This is a genomic window from Cnuibacter sp. UC19_7 (genome assembly GCF_042699995.1).
GTDB lineage: Bacteria > Actinomycetota > Actinomycetes > Actinomycetales > Microbacteriaceae > Cnuibacter.
Map to the genome: position 1 here is coordinate 3,802,150 of NZ_CP170560.1, position 21,838 is coordinate 3,823,987.

Below are 21,838 nucleotides of genomic sequence, written 5' to 3' on the forward strand. Positions count from 1 at the left end.
GCACAGGCGGGCGATGACACCGTGATCTGAACAGATCGCCTCTGACCCGCCCGTACGCTCATGCTCTCCGCGACCCTGGTCGCGGAGGTTCCGATGAGAGCGAAAGACACACTCGGGCGGCGCGGAGAGCAGGCGGCCGCCGACCACCTCGTAGCCCAGGGGCTCGAGATCCTCGACCGCAACTGGCGCTGCGAGATCGGCGAGATCGACATCGTGGCGCTCGACGGCGAGACCGTCGTCGTGGTCGAGGTGAAGACCCGGTCGACGAGCGCGTTCGGCCACCCGTTCGAGGCGATCAACGGTGAGAAGCTGGTGCGCCTGCATCAACTCGGCCGACGCTGGCGGGTGGCGCATCCCGATCACCGACGGCGGCGGATGCGGGTCGATGTCGTCGGCGTGCTCTGGCCGGGCTCGGAGGCGCGCATCGAGCGCCTGATCGAGGTGGCGTGATGGTCGCGAAGACCCTCTCGGTCGCGCTCCTCGGCGCCACGGGTGCCCTGGTCGAGGTCGAGGCCCACATCGCGGATGCGATCCCTGGCTTCCAGCTGATCGGCCTGCCCGACACGGCCCTGTCCGATTCGAAGGACAGGGTGCGCGCGGCCGCCGCCAACGACGGCTGCCCGCTGCCGTCGCGGAAGATCGTGGTCAACCTCTCCCCGGCGTCCCTGCCCAAGACCGGCTCGACGTACGACCTCGCGATCGCCGTCGCCGTGCTGGCGGCCGAGGGTGTGGTGCGGCCCGAGGTGATCGACGGGGTGGTGCACCTGGGCGAGCTGAGCCTCGACGGGCGGCTGCGCCCGATGACCGGGGTGCTTCCCGCCATCGTCGCCGCGCGCGCAGCGGGGTGCCGCCGCTTCGTCGTGCCCGCCGGGAACGAGCACGAAGCGAGGTTGGTCGACGACGTCGAGATCGAGACGGTCGCCTCGCTGCGCGAGGCGCTCATCCGACACGGCGCCGACCTCGATGCGGGCGAGACCGAGCCGTTGCTGTCGCCGTCGCCGGTCGAGGAGGTCGCTGCCCCGCTCGACCTCGCCGACGTGGTCGGCAACGCCGAGGCGGTAGAGGCTCTCGTGACGGCCGCCGCCGGCGGTCATCACCTCCTCATGATCGGACCACCGGGGGCGGGGAAGACGATGCTGGCGCAGCGTCTGCCGGGCATCCTGCCCGACCTAGACCACGAGCAGGCGCTCGAGGTCACGAGCGTGCTGTCGCTCGCGGGCACGCCGCAGCACGGCCTCATCCGTCGACCGCCGCTCGAGAGCCCGCACCACTCCGCGTCGGCCGCGGCGCTGGTGGGCGGCGGCAGCCGCGTGATCCGTCCCGGGGCCGCGGCGCGGGCCACGCACGGCATCCTCTTCCTCGACGAGGCGCCGGAGTTCGCGCCCGCGGTGCTCGACTCGCTGCGGCAGCCGCTCGAGTCGGGCACGCTCACGGTGAGTCGCGCTACCGCGGTGGCGCACTTCCCCGCGCGGTTCCAGCTCGTGCTCGCGGCCAACCCCTGCCCCTGTGGGTCGTTCGGGAGCCGCGACCTCGACTGCACGTGCACCTCGATCATGCGGCGACGGTACCTGGGCAGGCTGTCCGGGCCCCTGCTCGACCGGGTCGATCTGCAGCTGCGCGTCGATCGCGTCACGGCGGCGGCGATCCGGACCCAGGCGGACGCGCCGCCGCAGGTCACCTCGGCTGTCGCCAGGAAGCGCGTGCTCGACGCCCGGGCCGCCGCGGCCGTGCGCCTGCAGTCGACGCCGTGGCGGGTCAACGCGCACGTGCCTGGCGCGTGGTTTCGCAGCGGACAGCGTCGGCTCTCGCACGAGGTGACGGCCCCCATCGACCGTGCCCTCGAGCGGGGCAGCCTCACGATGCGCGGCTACGACCGTGTGCTCCGCGTCGCATGGACGCTGGCCGACCTCGACGGCGTCGAACGCCCGGGGCTCGACCACATAGGTCGAGCCCACATGCTGAGGCGGGCCGTGGCATGACCCTCTATCAGCTCGATGCCGCGGTGGTCCGCGAGGCGGTCACGGCCGCGCGTCCTGATTCTCGCGACGATGGGGAGGCGGTGGCCGCGGCGTTCGCCCGGGCCGCCTGGTCGGTCCTGTGTGAGCCCGGTGACGGTGTCGCGGGCGACGTGGTCGCGGCGTGCGGCGCCGATCGTGCGCTGTCGCTCCTCCTCGAGCGCGCGGATCCGGAGCGCTGGGTAGAAGCGGGTGAGGGGAGGCTCGATGTGGGGGCGACGGAGATCGCGGCGGCCCTCGAGCGGTGGTCGCCGAGGCTCTCCGCACGCGGCGTGGTGACGGCGCTGACGTCGGCCGCGCGGCTCGGCGCTCGACTGCTGCTCCCCGGGGATGCCGCGTGGCCGTCCGGCGTGGACGACCTCGGGCGACACGCGCCCCTGGCCCTCTGGGTCCGGGGCCTGCCGACGGCCCTCGAGCCGCCGGCAGGGAGTGTGGCTGTGGTCGGATCGCGCGACTCGACCGCCTACGGGGAGCACATGGCGATCGAGATAGCATCCGGGCTCGGCGACCGCGGCTTCTCGGTGGTCTCGGGCGCGGCGTACGGCATCGATGCGGCGGCGCATCGGGCCGCACTCGCGGTCAAGCGCACCACGGTCGCGTTCGTCGCGGGTGGTGTCGACCGCGCGTACCCGGCGGGGCACCGCGACCTGCTCACGCGGATCGCCGCCTACGGCGCGGTCGTCGCGGAGCTCCCGTGCGGGGCGTCGCCCACACGCTGGAGGTTCCTCCAGCGCAACAGGCTCATCGCCGCGTGCTCCCAGGCCGTGGTCGTCGTCGAGGCGGGCAGGCGCTCCGGCTCGCTCAACACGGCGGGGCACGCGGCCGCGCTGGGGCGTCCGCTCGGGGCTGTGCCCGGCCCGGTCACGAGCGCGCTCTCGTCGGGGTGCCACCGACTGCTGCGCGAGTACGACGCGGCGTGTGTGACGAGCGCCGACGAGGTGGTCGAGCTGGCGCTCGGCCGGGCGTCCGAAGAGCAGCCCACGTTGCTCGACGGGATGGCCGACGGCGCCGAGGCGGTGCGCGTGCTCGACGCGCTCAGTCCCCGATCGGCTCGGGCCGCCGATGAGCTGGCGCGGAGGACGGGCCTCGCACCCCGCACGGTGGCGGCGACGCTCGGGCTCCTGGCTCTCGCCGGGAGGGTTCGCGAGGAAGCGGCCGGCTGGGTCCGAGCGTGAACAGGGGACGAACAGCCGCGCGCCCACGCGTTGCTCGGGCGGACGACGGCGGACGGGATGCGAGACTGAGGGCATGGCTCAGTACGGTCGGCCCCTGCACACCATCGCCCATATCAGCGACACACACTTCCTGGCCGATCGGCGGCCGCTCTACGGCGCGGTCGACACCGACGCCACGCTCGTCCGCCTGTTCGAGCAGCTCGACCGCTCCGGCATCCGGCCCGAGCTCCTGGTCTTCACCGGCGACATCGCCGACCTCGGCGAGGCCGACGCGTACCAGCGCATCCGATCGATCGTCGACCCCGCCGCCGAGCGCCTCGGCGCGCGAGTGCTCTGGGTCATGGGCAACCACGACGACCGGTCGAGGATGCGCACCGAGCTCCTCGACGAGGCACCGGGCATCGAGCCGGTGGTCACGAGCATCCGGATCGGCGGCCTGCGCGTCGTCGCGCTCGACACCAGCGTCCCCGGGTACCACCACGGAGAACTGCAGGCGCCGCAGCTGGAGTGGCTGCGATCCGAGCTCGCCGAGCCCGCCCCCGAGGGGACGATCGTGGCGCTGCACCACCCGCCCATCCCGACCACTCTGCCGCTCATGCCCATCCTCGAGCTGCAGCGCCAGCACGAGCTCGACGAGGTGCTGCGGGGGAGCGACGTCCGAGCGGTGCTCGGCGGGCACCTGCACTACTCGACCACCAGCCTCTTCGCGGGGGTGCCGGTGTCGGTGGCGGCGGCGACCTGCTACACGATGGACCTCACGGGCGCCGCCGGCGCCTTGAGCGGTGTCGACGGCGGGCAGTCGTTCTCGCTCGTGCAGGTGTACGACGACCGCATCGTGCACTCCACGATCCCGATCGGCGACTACGCGGTCGTCTCCGGCTTCGATGCGGCCTTCGTCGAGAAGATGGCGTCGCTCGACGACGACGGGCGGATCGCCGCGTTCTCGCGCCACCCCGACCAGGCCTGATCCCGACCCGGGCCGGGTGGGGCAGCATGGTCCCATGCTGATCCCGGATGCGCGCGAGGCCTATGCCGAGCACCTCCGGCTCGAGCGCGGGTACTCACTCCAGACGGTGCGGGCGTACGGTGCCGACCTGGCCGACCTCGAGCGCTTCGCGGGCGAGCGCGGGGTGACCGACACCGCGGGGATCGACCTCGCGCTGCTCCGCGACTGGCTCTGGGACGGATCGCAGCGCTCGCTTGCGAAGGCGACTCTCGCACGCCGCTCGGCGAGCGCGAAGACGTTCGCCGCGTGGCTCGATCGCACGGGCCGAGAGGTGGGCGGCGGGTCCGCGCGGCTCAAGGCCCCGCGCCCGGACCGGACCCTGCCACGCGTGCTCGGCGTGCGCGCGATGGACGAGGTGCTCGACGCGGTGCAGTCGCGTGCGGCGGAGGGCGACCCCGTCGCGGTGCGCGACGTCGCGGTGGTCGAGCTGCTCTACGCCTCGGGGCTCCGCGTCTCGGAGCTCGTGGGCATCGACGTCGATGACCTCGACCTCGACCGACGGACGGTCAGGGTGACGGGCAAGGGCGCGAAGGAGCGCGTGGTGCCGTTCGGGCGCCCCGCGCAGCATGCGCTCGCCGACTACCTGGCCCGGGCCAGGCGCACTCTGCTGGAGCGCTCGGCGGCCGCCGCGTCCGGTGAGGCCGGCGCGTCGCGGACTGCGCGCGTCGAGTGCGCCCTGTTCCTGGGCGCGCGGGGTGCGCGGCTCGGAACCCGCACGGTGTACGGCCTGGTCTCGTCGCTGCTGGCGGAGGTGCCGGGCTCGGGTCCTTCCGGCCCGCACGCGCTGAGGCACACCGCCGCCACGCACCTCCTCGACGGCGGCGCGGATCTCCGCGGCGTCCAGGAGGTGCTGGGCCACGCGAGCCTCGGCACCACCCAGATCTACACGCACGTCACGATCGAGCGCCTCCGCGACACCTACCGCGCCGCCCACCCCCGCGCGTAGCCCAGACGCCCGCACGGACCGACGCTCCGACACCGAATCCGGTGCAGCCCGGCCGAATACGGGGGCGGTTTCGCGGAATCGGTGTCGAAGCGACCACGACCGGCATCCGCGACCGGTCCGGTAGACCGACGCTCGTCACCGAATCCGCGCATGCCCGGCCGAATACGGCGGAGGTCTGGCGGAGTCGGTGTCAGAGGGACGGGGATCGGTGTCGAAGTGACCACGACCGGCCTGCGCGACCGGTCCCGTAGACCGACGCTCGTCACCGAATCCGGGCATGCCCCACCGAGTACGGGGGAGGTGTCGCGTACTCGGTGATGAAGCGACGAGGCGACGAGGCGACGACGCGCTGGCCCCGACGAGGATCAGCACCCAACACCCGACGCGGCGGGCTGAGCCGGGCCGCCACGACCCACGCGGGCGCCACAGGCGCGACGGCCACCGCCGGCAGCAGGACCGCGCGCGGGATGCCCACGATGAGGGCGCGCGGGTCGAGGTACTCGCCGCGGAGCCTCACGCCGAAGTGCACGCAGCCTGTGCAGTGCCCACCCTCGGCGACCGCGCCCACGGGCTGCCCCCGCGTCACGGTGTCGCCCACCGCGAGCGTGGACGACACCGGCTCGAGGCTCGACCGGTACCCGCCGCCATGCTCGAGCGCCAGCACAGGTCGACCGGCCACCTGCCCCGCGAACGCCACCGTCCCGTCGGCAGGAGCCAGCACCACGCCCCCGACCCCCACCGCGAGGTCGAGCCCGCGGTGTCCGGCGCCGTAGCGGGTGGCCGGCGCCTCGTACCCCCGCGCGACAACAGGCGCACCCTCGACCGGCCAGGCCCAACGTGGGTGGCGAGCCCCGGCCGAAGGTGGACCGAGGAGGACGAGCACCGACGACACGAGCGCGAGGAGGACACGGAGCATGCGACCACCATCGAGCTCCGGACAGCGTTTTCGCGCGCCGGGATGCCCACCGGTGGAGAGTTGGTGCCAAGATCGTGTCTGTGGGGGAGCGGCGCCACTGGCACCGCGTGGACGCGAGCAGGACGGCCGTGAGGCCGAGCTAGGAGTGGTCAGATGTCCGATTCGACTGCAGGGTCGCAGCAGACGGGGACCGCTTCGGCGCGTCCTGCCGGAGCGCTCGAGAAGAAGCTGCGCCGCAAGATCCTCGCCCTCTCGATAGCGGCGGCCCTCGGAGGGTTCCTGTTCGGCTTCGACTCCTCCGTCATCAACGGCGCCGTGCAGGCCATCGAGGCCGACTTCAACCTCACGGATGCGCCGCTGGTGTCCGGGTTCGTCGTCGCGTGCGCACTCCTCGGCTGCGCCATCGGCGCGTGGTTCGCGGGTCGCATCGCCGACCGGATCGGCCGCATCCCCGTCATGCTCATCGGCTCCGCGCTCTTCCTCATCAGCTCGATCGGCTCGGCGTTCGCCTTCGCGACCTGGGACCTCATCATCTGGCGTGTGCTCGGTGGTCTCGGCATCGGCATCGCCTCGGTGATCGCCCCGGCGTACATCTCGGAGATCGCGCCCAAGGCCGTGCGCGGCAGCCTCGCGTCGCTGCAGCAGCTCGCGATCACCCTCGGCATCTTCGCCGCTCTGCTCTCGAACGCGCTCATCGCGGGCGCGGCGGGCGGCGCCAACGAGCCGTTCTGGTTCAACGGCGACGCGTGGCGGTGGATGTTCGCCGTCGCGGTGATCCCCGCGGCGATATACGGCATCCTGGCGCTGCGCCTGCCCGAGTCTCCGCGGTACCTCGCGGGCAAGGGGCGCCGCGACGACGCCCGTCGCGTGCTCGCCTCGGTGACCACCGACTCCGAGGTCGACAACGCCCTCAAGGAGATCGAGGACTCGATCGCGAAGGACAAGGAGTACGCCCGCACCGGGTCGCTCCGCGGCAAGCTCCTCGGCCTGATGCCCGTGGTGTGGATCGGCATCCTGCTGTCGGTCTTCCAGCAGCTCGTCGGCATCAACGTGATCTTCTACTACTCCACGACGCTCTGGAACTCGGTCGGGTTCGACATCGGGAACGCCAACACGTCGTTCATCATCTCGGTGATCACGAGCGTCATCAACGTGGCGGTGACGTTCATCGCGATCTTCCTCGTCGACAAGGTCGGTCGTCGGCCGCTGCTGCTCGTCGGGTCGGCGGGCATGGCCGTCTCCCTGGGAGCCATGGCGCTCGCGTTCACGCAGGCGGTCCCCGGGGTCGACGGTGCCGCGCCGACGCTGCCCGGAGCCTGGGGCATCATCGCCCTCGTCGGTGCGAACCTCTTCGTCGTCTTCTTCGGCGCGACCTGGGGTCCGATCGTCTGGGTGCTGCTCGGCGAGATCTTCCCCAACCGCATCCGGGGCAAGGCCCTCGGCGTCGCGGCAGCAGCTCAGTGGCTCGCGAACTTCGCGATCACCGAGACCTTCCCCGGCCTGTCGGGCTTCTCCCTCGGCTTCACGTACGGGCTCTACACGCTCTTCGCGGTGCTGTCGTTCGTGTTCGTCTTCTTCGCCGTGCCCGAGACGAAGGGGCGGTCGCTCGAGAGCATGGACGACCTCTCGCCGGCTCGCCAGCGGCGGAGCGATCGGGCGGGCGCTCAGAAGGCCACGTCCGCATCCTGATGGTATAGTCGTCGTGCACCCCGCGAAGTCGGGGTGACTTCGCGTGCCCTCTCGGCGCAAGCCAACCTGCATCCACTCGGTCCGCTCGACCAGGCTCCGGTCTGACCGTGCGGCGGATGCGCAGGGCACCAGGATCGCGACGATCGTCGCCGCGATGACAACCGATCAGGTGCGTTCGACCGTCGTGTCGCGCGTGCCGCAACACGAGGAGAGACCGGCCATGGCCGTCGTCACCATCCGCCAGCTGCTCGACAGCGGCGTGCACTTCGGGCACCAGACCCGTCGTTGGAACCCGAAGATGAAGCGCTTCATCTTCACCGAGCGTTCCGGCATCTACATCATCGACCTGCAGAAGTCGCTGGCCTACATCGATCGCGCCTACGACTTCGTCAAGGAGACCGTCGCCCACGGCGGCACCATCCTCTTCGTCGGCACCAAGAAGCAGGCGCAGGAGTCCATCGCCGAGCAGGCGACCCGCGTGGGCCAGCCCTACGTGAACCAGCGCTGGCTCGGTGGCCTCCTCACCAACTTCTCCACGGTGTCGAAGCGCCTCGCCCGCATGAAGGAGCTCGAGGAGCTCGACTTCGAGGACGGCTCGAAGAGCGGCTTCACCAAGAAGGAGCTCCTCATCAAGCGCCGCGAGCTCGACAAGCTCCACAAGTCGCTGGGCGGCATCCGCAACCTGACGAAGACCCCGTCGGCGCTCTGGGTGGTCGACACCAAGAAGGAGCACCTCGCCATCGACGAGGCGAAGAAGCTCGGCATCCCGGTCATCGGCATCCTCGACACCAACTGCGACCCCGACGAGGTCGCCTACCCGATCCCGGGCAACGACGACGCGATCCGCTCGGTGGCCCTGCTCACCCGCATCGTCGCCGACGCCGCGGCCGAGGGCCTCATCCAGCGTCACCAGAAGCCCGAGGAGGGCGAGCCCGCCGAGCCTCTGGCCGAGTGGGAGCGCGAGCTCCTCCAGGCGTCCGAGACGCCGGCCAGCGAGGCCGAGCGCATCGAGGCCGTCGACGGTCTGGTCACCGGCACCGAGGACGCCGAGGCCGTGGCCGAGGTCGTCGCCGCCGAGACGCCGACCGAGGAGAACGACGCCGACGCCGTGGCCGCAGCTCACGACGCCGAGGCCGACCCGACCCTCGTCCCCGAGCACCACGTCGAGAGCGACGCCGAGACCGAGGCGAAGATCGAGGCCGAGGCGACCGAGGCCGAGAAGCGTCCCGCCAAGTAATCACCCACACTTCAAGGGAGTAACAAGCACCATGGCAAACATCAGCCTGGCTGACGTCAAGACGCTCCGCGAGCGTCTCGGCACCGGAATGGTCGACACCAAGAACGCTCTCGTCGAGGCCGACGGCGACATGGAGAAGGCGGTCGAGATCCTCCGCCTCAAGGGCGCCAAGGGCAACGCGAAGCGTGCCGACCGCTCCACCAGCGAGGGCCTCGTGGCCGCGAAGGAGAACGGCAACGGCTCCGCGACGCTCATCGAGCTCGCCTGCGAGACCGACTTCGTCGCCAAGGGCGACAAGTTCGTCGCACTGGCCGACAAGGTCCTCGACGCGGTCGCCGCGTCGGGCGCGTCGACCGTCGACGAGGCCCTGGCCGCCCCCGCGGGCAGCCAGACCGTCGCCGAGCTCATCGGCGACGAGGCCGCCATCCTCGGCGAGAAGATCGAGCTCCGTCGCGTCGCCCTCGTCAAGGGCGAGGCGTTCGCGATCTACCTGCACAAGACCTCGAAGGACCTCCCGCCCCAGGTGGGCGTGGTCGTCGGCTACACGGGTTCGGATGCGGACACCGCGCGCTCGATCGCGCAGCACATCTCGTTCGCCGACCCGCAGTACATCTCGCGCGACGAGGTGCCTGCCGATGTCGTCGAGAAGGAGCGCGAGATCGTCACCGAGATCTCGCGCAACGAGGGCAAGCCCGAGGCCGCCCTGCCGAAGATCGTCGAGGGTCGCCTCGGCGCGTTCTTCAAGCAGGTCGCCCTGCTCGACCAGGAGTACGCGAAGGACAACAAGCTCAGCGTGAGCAAGGTCCTCTCCGACGCGGGTCTGACCGTGACCGGCTTCGCCCGGTTCAAGGTCGGCGCCTAGCACATCCAGTCGCACGAAGGGGGTTCGGATTCACGATCCGGACCCCCTTCGTCGTGTGTAGCCTGAGATCACAACACCACGAGGGAGAACCGTCAGACCATGGCAGAGCCGAGCAAGCGAAGGGTCCTTCTGAAGCTCTCCGGAGAGGCGTTCGGCGGGGGAGCGCTCGGCGTGAACCCCGACGTCGTGTCGTCGCTCGCCAGGGAGATCGCCCGGGCGTCCGAGAAGGTCGAGATCGCGATCGTCGTCGGCGGAGGCAACTTCTTCCGCGGCGCGGAGCTGTCGCAGCGCGGCATGGACCGCGGGCGTGCCGACTACATGGGCATGCTCGGCACGGTGATGAACGCTCTGGCGCTGCAGGACTTCCTGGAGCAAGCCGGCGCCGAGACGCGGGTGCAGTCGGCGATCTCGATGACCCAGGTGGCCGAGCCCTACATCCCGCGACGCGCCATCCGTCACCTCGAGAAGGGCCGCGTCGTCATCTTCGGCGCCGGTGCCGGGCTGCCCTATTTCTCCACCGACACGGTCGCCGCGCAGCGTGCGCTCGAGATCCTCGCCGACGAGGTGCTCGTGGCGAAGAACGGCGTCGACGGCGTGTACGACGCCGACCCGCGCACCAACCCCGACGCCACCAAGCTCGCGACCATCACCTACAACGAGGCCCTGCAGCAGGGGCTCAAGGTGGTCGACTCCACGGCGTTCAGCCTCTGCATGGACAACGGCATGCCCATGCACGTGTTCGGGATGGAGCCCGAGGGCAACGTCGAGAAGGCGATCCTCGGGGCGCGCATCGGCACGCTGGTGTCGAACTCGAACTGAGCGCGCACCCTAGACTGGACAGACGCAAGACCTAAGGAGTTCCCCGTGATCAGCGATGTGCTGTCCGATGCGACCGAGCGTATGAGCAAGGCCGTCGACGTGGCCAAGGAAGACTTCGCGACCGTGCGAACCGGCCGGGCCAACCCCGCGCTCTTCCAGAAGATCCTCGTCTCGTACTACGGCACGCCCACGCCGCTGGCCCAGTTGGCCTCGCTGCAGAACCCCGAGGCGCGCACGCTGGTCGTCACCCCGTACGACAAGAGCGCTCTGCGCGACATCGAGCAGGCCATCCGCGACCAGCCGAACCTCGGCGCGAACCCCACCAACGACGGCACGCTCATCCGTGTCACGCTCCCCGAGCTCACCGAGGAGCGTCGCAAGGAGTTCGTGAAGATCGTCCGGACCAAGGCGGAGGACGGCAAGGTCTCGATCCGCAACATCCGCCGCAAGGCGAAGGACGACCTCGACGCGCTGAAGAGCGAGGTCGGCGACGACGAGGTGGCTCGTGGCGAGAAGGAGCTCGAGTCGCTCACCAAGAAGTTCGTCGACACCATCGACGAGGCGCTGAAGCGCAAGGAAGCGGAGCTGCTCGAGGTCTGACCTCGAGTCACCGATCCGCATGGCCGACGAGACAGAGCCGCCTCGCCCGAGCTCGGGTCGGCGCGGGCGTCCGCTCTCGAAGAACGAATTCCAGGCCCAGGTGAAGGCCGGCCGCGAGCGTTTCGAGGAGGCCAACCAGAAGATCACGGCGCGCACGGGTCGCAACCTGCTGTACGCGATCCTCATCGGCGTGGCGATGGGCGCGGTGCTCGTGGTGAGCCTCGTGCTCATCAAAGAGGTCTTCATGGTGCTCGCCGCCGCGGTGACGGCGTTCTGCACTCTCGAGCTCATCATGGCGTTCCGCAAGGCGACGCCGGTGCACGTCCCGCGCATCCCCTCGATGATCACGGCGATCGCCGTCGTGCCGGCCGCCTACTACTGGCAAGCCGCGGGACAGTGGCTGGTGTTCCTCGGCGGCGTGCTGCTGATCGCCCTCTGGCGTCTCGCCGAGGCGGGCCTGCGGAGGCCCGCGGTGGACGACGGGCGCCGTCTGCTGCGTGATCTCGCCGCCGGCACGTTCGTGCAGGTCTACGTCTCGTTCCTCGGCAGCACCGCCATCCTGCTGCTGTCGAAGGACGGCGGGCAGTGGTGGGTGCTCGCCTTCATCGCCGTCGTGGTGCTCACCGACACCGGCGCGTACGCGACGGGCCTGAACTTCGGCAAGCACCCCATGGCGCCGACGATCAGCCCGAAGAAGACCTGGGAGGGCTTCGCCGGCGCGGTCGTCATCGCGGTGATCGGCGGCGTGCTGCTCTCGATCTTCCTGCTGCACGAGCCGTGGTGGTTCGGCCTCCTGTTCGGTCTGCTCATCTCCCTCACCGCCACCGTGGGCGACCTCTGCGAGTCGCTCCTCAAGCGCGACATCGGCATCAAGGACATGAGCTCCTGGCTCCCGGGCCACGGCGGCCTGCTCGACCGGCTCGACTCGATCCTGCCCTCGGCGGCCGTGGCGTACGTGCTGTACGTCCTCATCACCGGCTGACGGGCGCGGGTGGGGGATGCCGCGGGTGGGGGATGCTCAGGGTCGGCTTGTCGAGAATGGCACAATAGAGCCGTGAGCAGCCCCTTCCCGCATACCAGAGGCTCCAAGCTCGGATACGACACCGACGAGGTCGACGAGTTCCTCGCGCGCGCCCGCGACGCTTATGACGCCCGGGCAGCCGGAGGGCCGGCGATCTCCAGCGACGTCGTGCGGCGCACGGCCTTCACGATGCGCAAGGGAGGGTACTACCCACCCGCCGTCGACGCCGCCCTCGAGCGGCTCGAGGACGCCTTCGCGCTCCGCGAGCGCGATCAGGCGTGGACCAAGGTGGGCGACGAGGCGTGGTTCGCCAACGCTCGGTCGCGGGCGAGGGAGATCCTCAACCGCATCGAGCGGCCCGACGGGCAGAAGTTCACCCGCGCGGGCTTCCTCCGCATCGGGTACCACCCGAAGGACGTCGACGCCTTCACCTACCACCTCGTGCAGTACTTCCGCGCCGGCGCCGACCTCTCGGTCACCGACGTCCGCACCATCACGTTCCGGTCGAAGCGCGGCGGTTACGACGAGGCACAGGTCGACGCGGTGCTCGACGCCGTCGTCGACGTGATGCTCGCCGTGCGCTGACGCAGGTTTTCTGCGGAGGCGCGCAACATATCGGCGTGGTGCGCTGATCTCCCGCGTCGTTGTTTCTATCGCGTAAAGAAGCGTCGGGGGATTTTGCCCCCATTCGGTGGACATGGTCCTATGTATCTCCTAAGCACACAGCACCCGCGTGCCGTGGCCGCATCGTCGCGGCGCGCGAACCCATCAGGAGGTATGACGGATATGACATCCGCTTCCACGATCGCCCGTCGCGCGCTCGTCGTCGCCGCGGGGGGCGTCGCGTTCTCTCTCGTCCTCGCCGGCTGCTCGAACGGGGGCTCTCCGGAGTCGACCGGCGGGTCCGGTGAGACGATCATCGTCGGCACGACCGACAAGGTCACGACCCTCGACCCCGCGGGCTCGTACGACAACGGTTCGTTCGCCGTGATGAACCAGGTGTTCCCGTTCCTCATGAACACGCCGTACGGCAGCCCCGACGTGGCGCCCGACATCGCCGAGAGCGCCGAGTTCACCGCTCCGACGGAGTACACGGTGAAGCTCAAGTCCGGGCTGAAGTGGGCCAACGGCCACGACCTCACCTCCTCCGACGTGAAGTTCTCCTTCGACCGGCAGCTGAAGATCGCCGACCCGAACGGGCCGTCGTCTCTGCTCTACAACCTCGAGTCGGTCGACACCCCCGACGACACCACCGTCATCTTCAACCTCAAGAGCCCCGACGACCAGGTCTTCCCGCAGATCCTGTCGAGCCCGGCCGGCCCGATCGTCGACGAGGAGGTCTTCTCGGCCGACGCGGTGACCCCCGACAAGGACATCGTCGACGGCGACGCCTTCGCCGGCCAGTACACGATCTCGAGCTACGACTTCAACAACCTGATCTCGTACGAGCCCTACGCCGACTACAAGGGCCTCCTCGACCCCGCGGCGTCGCCCATCAACGTCAAGTACTACGCCGACTCGTCGAACCTCAAGCTCGACGTGCAGGAGGGCAACATCGACGTGGCGTTCCGGAGCCTCTCCGCGACCGATGTCGAGGACCTCCAGGGCAACGACAAGGTGAAGGTCTACGACGGCCCCGGCGGCGAGATCCGCTACATCGTCTTCAACTTCGACACGCAGCCCTTCGGCGCCACGACCGCGGAGGCCGACCCGACCAAGGCGCTCGCCGTCCGTCAGGCGGTGGCCGACCTCATCGACCGTGACGAGATCGCCGAGCAGGTCTACAAGGGCACCTACACCCCGCTGTACTCCTTCGTCCCGGCGGGCCTCACCGGCTCCACCGAGGTGCTCAAGGAGACCTACGGCGACGGCAACGGCGGCCCCTCGGTCGACAAGGCCAAGCAGACCCTCGAGGCCGCGGGTGTGACCACCCCGATCACGCTGAACCTGCAGTACAGCCCCGACCACTACGGTCCGTCCTCGGGTGACGAGTACGCGCTGATCAAGGACCAGCTCGAGGCATCGGGTCTGTTCACCGTGAACCTGCAGTCGACCGAGTGGGTGCAGTACGCGAAGGACCGCACGGCCGACCTGTACCCGGCATACCAGCTGGGCTGGTTCCCCGACTACTCGGACGCGGACAACTACCTCACCCCGTTCTTCCTCACGGAGAACTTCCTGTCGAACCACTACTCGAACCAGCAGGTGAACGACCTCATCCTGCAGCAGGCCTCCACCCCGGATGCGGCCGAGCGCACCCAGCTGATCGAGCAGATCCAGGAGCTCGAGGCGGCCGACCTGTCGACCGTCCCGTACCTGCAGGGCGCTCAGGTCGCGGTGGCCGGAACCGACATCGGCGGCGTCACCCTCGACGCGTCGTTCAAGTTCCGCTACGCACCGCTCACCAAGGGATGACGCTCCAGTAGCGTCAGCCCACCCACGCGCAGGGGCGGCCGGTCGCCGGTCGCTCCTGCGCGTCTCGCCCTGTAGAGCCGCGCTCGACGAGCACGATCCTTTCGACGATTGGCCCCGATGACCACCAGCATGCTCCCCACCGACGCGCCGTCGGTGGTCGCACCCCGGTCGAAGAGCGCCGGGGGCGGCCTCGGCCGCTACATCCTGGTCCGCTTCCTCCTGATCTTCCCGACCATCTTCATCCTGGTCACCCTCGTGTTCCTGCTCATGCGCACGATCGGCGATCCGATCACCGCCGCGCTCGGCGGACGGCTCACCGCCGACCAGCTGCAGGAGCGCATCCACGAGGCGGGTTACGACCGCCCGGTGCTGGTGCAGTACTTCGAGTACCTCGGCCAGGTGTTCACGGGGAACTTCGGCAACACGATCTCCGACAACCGGCCGGTCACCGAGGTGCTGCTCACCTACGGCGGCGCGACGCTCGAGCTGGCCTTCTACGCCCTCGTCGTCGCGTTCATCGTGGGCATCCCGCTCGGCATGCTCGCCGCCTACTTCCGCGATCGGCTGCCGGATGCGGTGCTCCGGATCTTCGCGATCCTCTGCTACGCGACCCCGGTCTTCTTCGCCGGCATGCTCCTCAAGCTCGTCTTCTCAGTCTGGCTGGGCTGGCTGCCCGTGGCAGGTCGCGCCTCGACACGGACCGAGCTCGCGATGCAGACGGCGGACGTGCACACCGGCATCTACCTCATCGACGCGATCGCCTCGGGCAGCTCGGCCGCCATCGGCGACGTGCTCGCGCACGCCGTGCTCCCCGGCATCGCGCTCGGCCTCCTCACGGCGGGCGTCTTCCTCCGCCTGGTCCGGACGAACGTGATCGGCACGCTCTCGACCGACTACGTCGAGGCGGCGCGCTCCCGCGGCGTCTCCGAGGCGCGGCTCGTGCGCAAGCACGCGTACAAGCCCGCGCTCATCCCGATCATCACCGTCATCGGCCTGCAGATCGCGCTCCTGCTGGGTGGCGCCGTGCTCACCGAGACGACGTTCGAGTGGAAGGGTCTCGGGTTCCAGCTCGCGTCGTACCTCGCCGCTCGCGACTTCGTCGCCGTGCAGGGCATCGTCGCGCTCCTCGCCGTCATCGTCGCCGTGACCAACTTCATCGTCGACATCATCGCGGCGCTCATCGACCCGAGGGTGAGGTACTGACGTGAGCTTCGACTCCGCAGGCGCAGACCTGATGAAGCCCGAGCCCCTCTCGGCCGCCGTGCCGGAGAAGCCGGACCTCTGGCACCGCATCCCCGTGATCAAGCAGCTGAGGCAGAGCTCGGGCCTCCAGCGCGGGATGCTCGTCGCCGGTCTCGTGATCACGGCGCTCTTCGTGCTCACCTCGATCTTCGCGCCGCTCCTCGCGCCGTACGGCTTCGCGCAACTGCGCGACGCCGACGGTCCGTTCGGCGCCCAGCAGCCGCCCAGCGCCGCGCACCTCATGGGGACGACGGTCGGCGGCTACGACGTCCTCTCGCGGGTGATCTGGGGTGCGCAGACGGCGCTCCTCGTCATCATCATGGCCGTGGTGTTCTCGATCGTGATCGGCATCCTCCTGGGACTGGTCTCGGGCTACATCGGCGGCTGGCTCGACCGCGTGCTCGTCGTGATCGGCGACGCGATCTACGCGTTCCCGTCGCTGCTGCTCGCCATCGTGCTCTCGATCGTGATCAGCGGCGGGCAGTCGAGCCTCTGGGGCGGCATCACCGCGGCGGCGCTGTCGATCACGGTGATCTACATCCCGCAGTACTACCGGGTGATCCGTGCCGAGACGATGCGCATCAAGGCCGAGCCGTACGTCGAGTCGGCGCGGATGCTGGGCGCCTCGGTGCCGCGCATCATGTTCCGGCACGTGCTGCGGAACGCCACGCGCACGCTCCCCGTGCTGTTCACGCTGAACTCGTCCGAGGCGATCCTCACCCTCGCGGGCCTGGGCTTCCTCGGCTTCGGCATCGAGCCCACGGCCGCCGCCGAGTGGGGTTACGACCTCAACAAGGCGCTGTCCGACGTGACGAGCGGCATCTGGTGGACGGCGCTCTACCCGGGCCTCGCCATCGTGATCTCGGTGCTCGGCATCACCCTGGTGGGGGAGAGCCTCAACGACCTGTCCGATCCGCGCCTGCGCGGTCGGCGGGCGTCCAGGCGCAGCCGCCGCCACGACCGCTCCGCCGCGGCCGTATCCGCGTCGGCCACTCCGGCGGCCCCGGCCACCACCGCACACTCCGAGGAGGCGGGCGCATGAGCGTCGTCGACGTCGAGGACCTTCGGGTCACCTTCCGCAGCGGATCGGGCGAGGTTCGCGCCGTACGCGGCGTCTCGCTCTCGGTCGCGGGTGGAGAGGTGCTCGCCATCGTGGGCGAGTCGGGCAGCGGGAAGACCGTCACAGCCCGCACCATGCTGGGGCTGCTCCCCGAGACCGCCGCTGTCTCGGGCGCGGTGGTGCTCACGAGCGCCTCCGACGGCTCGGTCGACGTCGTGTCGGTCACGGGCCGACGGCTCCGCGAGCTCCGCGGACGCGACGTCTCGATGGTGTTCCAGGAGCCCTCGACCGCCCTGAACCCGGTCTACACCGTCGGCTGGCAGATCGCGGAGGGCCTCCGTGCCCACGGCCGAATCTCCCGCGCCGAGGCGAAGCGCGAGGCGATCGAGATCCTGCGCGTCGTGGGCATCCCGGATCCCGAGACCCGCGTCGACCACTACCCGCACCAGTTCTCGGGCGGCCAGAAGCAGCGGATCGTGATCGCGTGCGCGCTCGTGCAGCGACCGGGTCTGATCGTCGCCGACGAGCCGACCACCGCGCTCGACGTGACGGTGCAGGCCGAGATCCTCGACCTGCTCCGCCGTCTCCGCGACGACCTGGGTACGGCCATCGTGCTCATCACGCACAACATGGGTGTGGTCGCCGACCTCGCCGACCGGGTCGCTGTCATGTACAACGGCGAGGTCGTCGAGCAGGCGGATGTGCGCACGCTGTTCGCGTCTCCGCAGGCCGACTACACGAAGGCCCTCCTCGCGGCGGTGCCCCGTGTCGGCGCGCGCACCCAGGAGCGCCGGCAGCTGGAGAGCACCGCGACCCCGGTCGTCGAGGCCGACCGGGTCGAGATCGAGTACCCCGGCCGCTTCGGGCGCAAGGCGTTCCGCGCGGTCGACGGGGTCTCGTTCCGCATCGCCCCGGGGGAGGTGCTGGGACTCGTCGGGGAGAGCGGGTCGGGCAAGACCACCATCGGTCGCGCCATCGGCGGTCTCACCCGGGCGACCGGCGGATCGCTGAAGGTACTCGGAGCGGAGATGGTCGGCTTCTCAGAGCGCCGCTTCAAGCCGCTGCGCGCCGACATCGGGTTCGTGTTCCAGGATCCCGCGGCCAGCTTCAACCCGCTGCTGACCATCGCGGATGCGGTGGCCGAGCCTCTGGTCATCCATGGCCGTGCCCGGTCGACGGTGCAGGCGAGGGGTCGCGTCGACGAGCTGCTCGAGGCGGTGCAGCTGCCGCGTGCCTACGGTGACCGGTTCCCGCATGAGCTCTCGGGCGGTCAGCGTCAGCGGGTGAGCCTGGCTCGCGCGCTCGCGCTCGAGCCGAAGCTGGTGATCGCCGACGAGCCGACCTCGGCCCTCGACGTCTCGGTGCAGGCCCGCGTGCTCGAGCTCTTCGCCGAGCTGCAGTCGAGCCTCGGCTTCGCCTGCCTGTTCATCAGTCACGACCTCGCCGTGGTCGACCTCCTCGCGGATCGCATCGCCGTGCTCTATCACGGAGAGCTGGTCGAGGAGGGGGATGCGGCCGAGGTGCTGACCTCACCGCAGCACGACTACACCAAGCGGCTGCTCGAGTCGCTGCCGGTGCCCGACCCGGTGGAGCAGGCCGCTCGGCGGGCCGCGCGGGGCGCGTAGCCTGGGCGCGGGCTGGGCTCCGGTCACGCTCGTGGGCTAGGATGATGCGATCGTGGGAAAGCATCGACTGGAAGACGCTCGCTCCACGTCCCGTCCGGGGCGAGGCGGCGTCACTCACCGAACCACCACGTCGGCTGCACGCTCGGCGTCGACGACCGTGTCGACCGCGGCACCGGTGACGACGCGTCGGCCTCCTCGGCGGTCCACGGTGCAGCGGGTCGGACTCCAGGTGGTCGGGCTCTCCGCGGTCGCCGCGTGCGCGTTCGTCTTCGTCGCCGGCCCCAACACGGTCGCCTCCGCGACCCAGTTCCAGGGCACGTTCGCCGACTACAGCCCCGACGGCCAGGTCATGGCCGTCGACGGTGCGTTCGCGGCCGACGTCTCGCGCGACGCCTACTCCGTGGCCGCGCCCCCGCCGCCTCCCGTGGTCGCCGCGGCGCCCACCACCGACTCGACGAGCAGCAGCTCGTCCGGCGGGTCCTCGTCCGACTCGTCGTGCCCGACACCCGCCGTCTCGGCCGACCCCGAGGGTGCGAAGGCGGTCGCTCGCGATCTCGCCGCCGCCCGAGGCTGGACGGGCGAACAGTACGACGCGTTGGAGAAGCTCTGGATGCGTGAGTCGGGCTTCCGGATCAACGCGCTCAACAAGTCCAGCTGTGCCTACGGCATCCCGCAGGCGCTGCCCGGCAAGAAGATGGCCTCCGCCGGCGCCGACTGGCAGACGAACCCCGCCACCCAGATCACGTGGGGGCTCAACTACATCGCGGGCGTCTACGGCGACCCGGTCAGTGCGCTCGCGCACTCCGACTCCTCGGGGTGGTACTGAGATGTCGCTCAAGCGCGACGTGCATCCGGGTGTGCGGATCGGCCTGCAGGTCGTCGCCTTCAGCGTCGCCGCGGCCTTCGTCGGGCTGTTCGCGCTGCAGCCGCGCACCGCATCCCTAGCCAACGCCTCCGACTTCTACGCGCCCGGCAACCCCGTCGGGGTCTCGGCGTCGCAGTCGATAGCGAGCGGCTCCGCGTCATCGACGGTGTCGCGCGACGGCTACCAGGTGACCGAGCCGCCGGCTCCCGAGCCCGTCGTCGCCCCGGTCGCGGTCGCCGCGCCCTCCGGGTCGTCGAGCTCGTCCAGCGGGTCGAGCGCACCCTCCGAGTGCCGGGCCCGTTCCGTGCCCACGCCGGGGCTGCCCGATCCGGGGACGCCCAAGGGCATGGCCTACCAGCAGGTGCTCGCCCACGGGTGGGACGACCTGGAGTACTACTACCTCCTGGCGCTGTGGAACCGCGAGTCGGGCTGGAACCCGAGCGCGTCCAACTCCTCGAGCGGTGCGTACGGCATCCCGCAGGCGCTGCCCGGCAGCAAGATGGCCTCCTTCGGCGATGACTGGCAGACCAACCCCGCGACGCAGATCGCCTGGGGCCTGTCGTACATCGTCGGTCGCTACGGCACTCCGTGCGAGGCCTGGGGCTCCTCGGAGGACCGCGGCTGGTACTGAGCCGCCCCTCCGCTTCTCGCGCGGTCACGCGCCTCCGACGCCGGCGCTGACCCGCCCGAGGGCGCCGCTTCGCTAGAGTGGCGGCATGCGGCCGGAGATCATCGCTGTGATCGGGCTGATCGTCATCGTCGCCCTCGCCGCGCTGGCGCCGAAGCTGAGGCTCGCCACGCCCCTCGTCGTGGTCATCGTCGGCCTCGGCGTCTCCCTCATCCCGGGCGTGCCGCCGATCACGATCCCGTCCGAGTGGGTGCTCGCGGTGGTGCTCCCGCCGCTGCTGTACTCGTCGGCCATCAACGTGCCGCTGGTGGACTTCCGGAAGAACCTCGGGTCGATCACCGTGCTGTCGGTGGTGCTCGTGTTCGCCAGCGCGTTCATCATCGGACTCGGGCTGTGGGCGATCGTCCCGGGGATCGGCTTCCCCGCGGCGATCGCTCTCGGCGCTGTGATCAGCCCCACGGATGCGGTGGCCGCCACCTCGATCGGCAAGCGTCTCGGGCTGCCCCCGCGACTGATCGCGACCCTCGAGGGCGAGAGCCTCGTGAACGACGCCTCCGCGCTGGTGCTGCTGCGTTCGGCGACGGTCGCGATCAGCGGCGGCGTCGCCTTCGGCGGAGTGGTCATCGACTTCTTCACCTCCTCGGTCATCGCCGTGGCGATCGGCCTGGTGGTCGGGTTCCTCGCCGTCTTCGTGCGTTCGCGTCTCCGCGACAGCGTGCTCAACACGGCGCTGTCGTTCACGATCCCGTTCGTGGCGTACCTGCCGACCGAGGTGCTGAACGCCTCCGGGGTCCTCGCCGTCGTCGTCGCCGGGCTCTACACAGGGCATCACGGAGCGAGGCGGTTCACCGCGGTGACCCGGCTCAGCGAGCGCCTCAACTGGCGCACCATCAACTTCCTGCTCGAGAACGGCGTCTTCCTCCTCATGGGCCTCGCCCTGAAGGAGATCGTGACCACGGCCGTCGTGCGCGACCACGGAGCGGCGTCGCTCGACGCGACGGGCGCCATCCTCTTCGGCGTGCTGGCGGCCCTCGCCCTGCTCGGGATCCGCTTCGGCTTCGTGGCTCCGCTGCTGTTCGTCCAACGGTGGTGGGCGAACCGCAGAAGGACGATCGGGCGTCCGCATGAGAGTCCCGTCGGGATGCGCGGCAGCGTGGTGCTCACCTGGGCGGGCATGCGCGGCGTGGTCACGGTGGCCGCCGCGCAGAGCCTCCCGGAGGGCACACCGTTCCGGGCGCAGCTCATCCTCATCGCGTTCACCGTCGCGGTCGTGACGCTCCTCGGGCAGGGGATGACCCTGCCCGCCGTGATCCGGCTCTCGGGCGTGCGCGGGGTCGACAAGGCGGCCGACGAGGAGTCGTTCGCCACGCTGGTCGACGAGCTGCGGGAGGCCGGGGAGGAGACGCTCCGGGCCGAGGGGGTGCGGCTGCCGAGCGGCGAGGCCGTCGAACCGATCGTCGTCGAGCGTGTCCGCACCGATGCCCAGCTGCGCAGCGAGTCGGCCTGGGAGAACGCGCGCGAGGCCGACGAGGACGCCGGCACGCCCCACCGGCAGTACCGCGAGCTGCGGCTCGAGGTGCTGAAGGCCGAGCGCGGCGCCCTGCTCGATGCGCGGTCGCGGGGCGACTACCCCTCGCGGGTGCTCGCCCGTGCTCAGACGATGCTCGACCAGGAGGAGGCACGCCTCTACCAGGCGGTCGCCGACGACGACGAGTGA

Annotated in this window: 20 protein-coding genes; 19 read left to right on the forward strand and 1 reads right to left on the reverse strand. The window is 70.4% G+C overall.

Going from position 1 to position 21,838, the window contains the following annotated elements; translation table 11 throughout:
* Positions 1-93 precede the first annotated feature (93 nt).
* From ACFJGV_RS18300 to ACFJGV_RS18320, 5 genes are all read left to right on the forward strand, one after another.
* Positions 94-450, forward strand: a complete 357-nt coding sequence (locus ACFJGV_RS18300) for a YraN family protein (protein ID WP_378145618.1) — start codon at positions 94-96, stop codon at positions 448-450.
* Positions 447-1,979 (forward strand): YifB family Mg chelatase-like AAA ATPase, encoded by a 1,533-nt coding sequence (locus ACFJGV_RS18305; RefSeq protein WP_378145619.1) that lies wholly within the window; start codon positions 447-449, stop codon positions 1,977-1,979. The genes ACFJGV_RS18300 and ACFJGV_RS18305 overlap by 4 nt, the downstream gene beginning before the upstream one ends.
* Entirely contained in the window at positions 1,976-3,190 is a 1,215-nt protein-coding gene (gene dprA, locus ACFJGV_RS18310) for a DNA-processing protein DprA (RefSeq protein WP_378145621.1), read from the forward strand. The genes ACFJGV_RS18305 and dprA overlap by 4 nt, the downstream gene beginning before the upstream one ends.
* A gap of 73 nt (positions 3,191-3,263) precedes the next feature.
* Positions 3,264-4,157 (forward strand): phosphodiesterase, encoded by an 894-nt coding sequence (locus tag ACFJGV_RS18315; protein WP_378145623.1) that lies wholly within the window; start codon positions 3,264-3,266, stop codon positions 4,155-4,157.
* 34 nt (positions 4,158-4,191) lie between these two features.
* Positions 4,192-5,142 carry a tyrosine recombinase XerC gene (locus tag ACFJGV_RS18320; RefSeq protein WP_378145625.1) on the forward strand — a complete coding sequence of 317 codons (951 nt, stop codon included), beginning with the start codon at positions 4,192-4,194 and terminating at the stop codon, positions 5,140-5,142.
* Positions 5,143-5,404: 262 nt separating this feature from the next.
* Here the strand turns inward: ACFJGV_RS18320 and ACFJGV_RS18325 are convergent, their stop codons facing one another.
* Positions 5,405-6,058: a murein hydrolase activator EnvC family protein gene (locus ACFJGV_RS18325; protein WP_378145627.1), complete on the reverse strand. Its 654-nt coding sequence runs from the start codon at positions 6,056-6,058 to the stop codon at positions 5,405-5,407.
* Positions 6,059-6,211: 153 nt separating this feature from the next.
* Here ACFJGV_RS18325 and ACFJGV_RS18330 point away from each other — a divergent pair, with 153 nt between their 5' ends.
* The 14 genes from ACFJGV_RS18330 (at position 6,212) to ACFJGV_RS18395 (ending at position 21,838) form a co-directional block, all read left to right on the forward strand.
* Positions 6,212-7,747 carry a sugar porter family MFS transporter gene (locus ACFJGV_RS18330; protein WP_378145628.1) on the forward strand — a complete coding sequence of 512 codons (1,536 nt, stop codon included), beginning with the start codon at positions 6,212-6,214 and terminating at the stop codon, positions 7,745-7,747.
* Positions 7,748-7,967: 220 nt separating this feature from the next.
* A complete protein-coding gene (gene rpsB, locus ACFJGV_RS18335; RefSeq protein ID WP_378148784.1) occupies positions 7,968-8,984 on the forward strand; it encodes a 30S ribosomal protein S2 in 1,017 nt (338 codons plus the stop codon).
* Between the two features lie 31 nt (positions 8,985-9,015).
* On the forward strand, positions 9,016-9,846 hold the full coding sequence (tsf, locus tag ACFJGV_RS18340; RefSeq protein ID WP_378145630.1) for a translation elongation factor Ts: 831 nt from the start codon (positions 9,016-9,018) through the stop codon (positions 9,844-9,846).
* A 99-nt stretch (positions 9,847-9,945) separates the two neighbouring features.
* Positions 9,946-10,665: a UMP kinase gene (pyrH, locus tag ACFJGV_RS18345; RefSeq protein WP_378145632.1), complete on the forward strand. Its 720-nt coding sequence runs from the start codon at positions 9,946-9,948 to the stop codon at positions 10,663-10,665.
* Between the two features lie 45 nt (positions 10,666-10,710).
* A complete protein-coding gene (frr, locus tag ACFJGV_RS18350; RefSeq protein WP_378145634.1) occupies positions 10,711-11,265 on the forward strand; it encodes a ribosome recycling factor in 555 nt (184 codons plus the stop codon).
* Positions 11,266-11,284: 19 nt separating this feature from the next.
* Positions 11,285-12,247 carry a phosphatidate cytidylyltransferase gene (locus ACFJGV_RS18355; protein WP_378145635.1) on the forward strand — a complete coding sequence of 321 codons (963 nt, stop codon included), beginning with the start codon at positions 11,285-11,287 and terminating at the stop codon, positions 12,245-12,247.
* Between the two features lie 72 nt (positions 12,248-12,319).
* Positions 12,320-12,871: a DivIVA domain-containing protein gene (locus ACFJGV_RS18360; RefSeq protein WP_378145636.1), complete on the forward strand. Its 552-nt coding sequence runs from the start codon at positions 12,320-12,322 to the stop codon at positions 12,869-12,871.
* A gap of 201 nt (positions 12,872-13,072) precedes the next feature.
* Positions 13,073-14,701 carry an ABC transporter substrate-binding protein gene (locus ACFJGV_RS18365; RefSeq protein ID WP_378145637.1) on the forward strand — a complete coding sequence of 543 codons (1,629 nt, stop codon included), beginning with the start codon at positions 13,073-13,075 and terminating at the stop codon, positions 14,699-14,701.
* A 117-nt stretch (positions 14,702-14,818) separates the two neighbouring features.
* Positions 14,819-15,904, forward strand: coding sequence for an ABC transporter permease (locus ACFJGV_RS18370; RefSeq protein ID WP_378145639.1), 1,086 nt, complete (start codon positions 14,819-14,821; stop codon positions 15,902-15,904).
* A gap of 31 nt (positions 15,905-15,935) precedes the next feature.
* Positions 15,936-16,985, forward strand: coding sequence for an ABC transporter permease (locus ACFJGV_RS18375; RefSeq protein ID WP_378148786.1), 1,050 nt, complete (start codon positions 15,936-15,938; stop codon positions 16,983-16,985).
* Positions 16,982-18,628 (forward strand): dipeptide ABC transporter ATP-binding protein, encoded by a 1,647-nt coding sequence (locus ACFJGV_RS18380; protein ID WP_378145641.1) that lies wholly within the window; start codon positions 16,982-16,984, stop codon positions 18,626-18,628. Before ACFJGV_RS18375 ends, ACFJGV_RS18380 begins: the two co-directional genes overlap by 4 nt.
* 208 nt (positions 18,629-18,836) lie before the next feature.
* Entirely contained in the window at positions 18,837-19,454 is a 618-nt protein-coding gene (locus tag ACFJGV_RS18385; protein ID WP_378145643.1) for a lytic transglycosylase domain-containing protein, read from the forward strand.
* A gap of 1 nt (position 19,455) precedes the next feature.
* Entirely contained in the window at positions 19,456-20,124 is a 669-nt protein-coding gene (locus ACFJGV_RS18390) for a transglycosylase SLT domain-containing protein (protein WP_378145644.1), read from the forward strand.
* Between the two features lie 85 nt (positions 20,125-20,209).
* Positions 20,210-21,838 carry a cation:proton antiporter gene (locus ACFJGV_RS18395; protein ID WP_378145646.1) on the forward strand — a complete coding sequence of 543 codons (1,629 nt, stop codon included), beginning with the start codon at positions 20,210-20,212 and terminating at the stop codon, positions 21,836-21,838.

What these genes read in the sequence shown, in the direction of transcription:
- ACFJGV_RS18300 (WP_378145618.1), top strand. Translation starts at nt 94, where the DNA reads ATGAGAGCGAAAGACACACTCGGGCGGCGCGGAGAGCAGGCGGCCGCC.
- dprA (WP_378145621.1), top strand. Translation starts at nt 1,976, where the DNA reads ATGACCCTCTATCAGCTCGATGCCGCGGTGGTCCGCGAGGCGGTCACG.
- ACFJGV_RS18315 (WP_378145623.1), top strand. Translation starts at nt 3,264, where the DNA reads ATGGCTCAGTACGGTCGGCCCCTGCACACCATCGCCCATATCAGCGAC.
- ACFJGV_RS18320 (WP_378145625.1), top strand. Translation starts at nt 4,192, where the DNA reads ATGCTGATCCCGGATGCGCGCGAGGCCTATGCCGAGCACCTCCGGCTC.
- ACFJGV_RS18325 (WP_378145627.1), bottom strand. Translation starts at nt 6,058, where the DNA reads ATGCTCCGTGTCCTCCTCGCGCTCGTGTCGTCGGTGCTCGTCCTCCTC.
- ACFJGV_RS18330 (WP_378145628.1), top strand. Translation starts at nt 6,212, where the DNA reads ATGTCCGATTCGACTGCAGGGTCGCAGCAGACGGGGACCGCTTCGGCG.
- rpsB (WP_378148784.1), top strand. Translation starts at nt 7,968, where the DNA reads ATGGCCGTCGTCACCATCCGCCAGCTGCTCGACAGCGGCGTGCACTTC.
- tsf (WP_378145630.1), top strand. Translation starts at nt 9,016, where the DNA reads ATGGCAAACATCAGCCTGGCTGACGTCAAGACGCTCCGCGAGCGTCTC.
- pyrH (WP_378145632.1), top strand. Translation starts at nt 9,946, where the DNA reads ATGGCAGAGCCGAGCAAGCGAAGGGTCCTTCTGAAGCTCTCCGGAGAG.
- ACFJGV_RS18355 (WP_378145635.1), top strand. Translation starts at nt 11,285, where the DNA reads ATGGCCGACGAGACAGAGCCGCCTCGCCCGAGCTCGGGTCGGCGCGGG.
- ACFJGV_RS18365 (WP_378145637.1), top strand. Translation starts at nt 13,073, where the DNA reads ATGACATCCGCTTCCACGATCGCCCGTCGCGCGCTCGTCGTCGCCGCG.
- ACFJGV_RS18370 (WP_378145639.1), top strand. Translation starts at nt 14,819, where the DNA reads ATGACCACCAGCATGCTCCCCACCGACGCGCCGTCGGTGGTCGCACCC.
- ACFJGV_RS18375 (WP_378148786.1), top strand. Translation starts at nt 15,936, where the DNA reads ATGAAGCCCGAGCCCCTCTCGGCCGCCGTGCCGGAGAAGCCGGACCTC.
- ACFJGV_RS18380 (WP_378145641.1), top strand. Translation starts at nt 16,982, where the DNA reads ATGAGCGTCGTCGACGTCGAGGACCTTCGGGTCACCTTCCGCAGCGGA.
- ACFJGV_RS18390 (WP_378145644.1), top strand. Translation starts at nt 19,456, where the DNA reads ATGTCGCTCAAGCGCGACGTGCATCCGGGTGTGCGGATCGGCCTGCAG.
- ACFJGV_RS18395 (WP_378145646.1), top strand. Translation starts at nt 20,210, where the DNA reads ATGCGGCCGGAGATCATCGCTGTGATCGGGCTGATCGTCATCGTCGCC.